Here is a 1217-nt window from a genome sequence, read left to right on the forward strand (position 1 = left end):
GCTTTACCCCGTGCCCTTCCAGCTGAACGACGTCTTCTACGACCCGCATTCCAACGTCGAGGGCCACTTCACCGACGCGACCCTGTCCGTCCACATCTACACCAACGCCGCGCGGCCTTGGTGGCGGAAGAACCCGCCGCTGAAGGGCAGCTACATCGCCCGCATGTGCGAGAAGCTGGACATCGACCCCACCGCCGCGCTGGAAGAATGACCTTCACCCGCCAGACCAGCCCGCATGGGTCCTTGGTGGCGCTCTCCACCATGAAGGACGAAGGCCCGACCGTGGTGGAATGGGTCGCCCACCACCTTGCCGTCGGCTTCACTCAGATCATGGTCTACACCAACGACTGCTCGGACGGGACCAACCTGCTTCTCAAGCGGCTCGAGGCGATGGACATCGGCGTCCACCACCGCGAGAACGTGATTCCGGAAGGCATGAAGCCGCACCCCTCGATGCTGAAAAGCGCGGGGGACGAAGCGCTGATCATCAACTCCGACTGGGTGCTGGTGCTGGATGCCGACGAATACCTGTGCATCAACCACCCTTCGGGCACGCTGGACGGCCTCGTCGCCGACCTGAACGCGATGGGCGCCCATGCGATGGTCCTGACCTGGCGCATCTTCGGCTCTGCGGGGATCCGCGACTGGTCACGCGCGCCGATCACCGACCAGTTCACCCGCGCGGCGCCCGAGTTCTGGAACAAGGGCTGGGGTACCAAGACGATGCTGCGCTACGACCCCAAGCACCTGCGTTTGGGTATGCATCGCCCGATCATCAAATCGCAGTTCAAGGACACTGATTATCCCGAAAGCGTGCTGTGGGTGAACGGCTCGGGCAGGCCCCTAGAGGAATGGTTCAAGTTCCGCGGCTGGCGGTCGATCCGCCGCACGGTTGGGTACGACTGGGCTCAGATCAACCACTATGCGATCAAGTCGATGGACGCATTCTCCCTGCGCAAGTTCCGCGGCAACGCGAACCTGAAGAAGGACAAGTACAACGCCGACTACTGGTCACTGCAGGACCGGAACGAGGTCGAGGATACGCGCATCTTCCGCCACCGCGAACGGCGGACCCAGATCATGGCCGCGCTGCTGGAGGACCCCGAAGTCCGCCGCCTGCACGAGGCGGCGCACGCCAGGGCAGAGGCCCGGCTGGCGGAATATCAGCAATCGCCGGACTACCATGCCTATGTGGCGAACCTTGTCGCCGCTTCGAA

General features: G+C 63.5%; 2 protein-coding genes. Both read left to right on the forward strand.

Annotated features, from left to right (window positions below; genetic code table 11):
- A partial coding sequence (locus I8752_RS22125; protein ID WP_214434426.1) for a hypothetical protein occupies positions 1-211 on the forward strand: 211 nt, incomplete at its 5' end.
- The coding region (locus I8752_RS22130) for a glycosyltransferase family 2 protein (protein ID WP_214434427.1) at positions 208-1217 on the forward strand (1010 nt) is incomplete at its 3' end. The genes I8752_RS22125 and I8752_RS22130, both read left to right, overlap by 4 nt.

This window comes from Dendronalium phyllosphericum CENA369 (genome assembly GCF_016056275.1).
GTDB lineage: Bacteria > Cyanobacteriota > Cyanobacteriia > Cyanobacteriales > Nostocaceae > Dendronalium > Dendronalium phyllosphericum.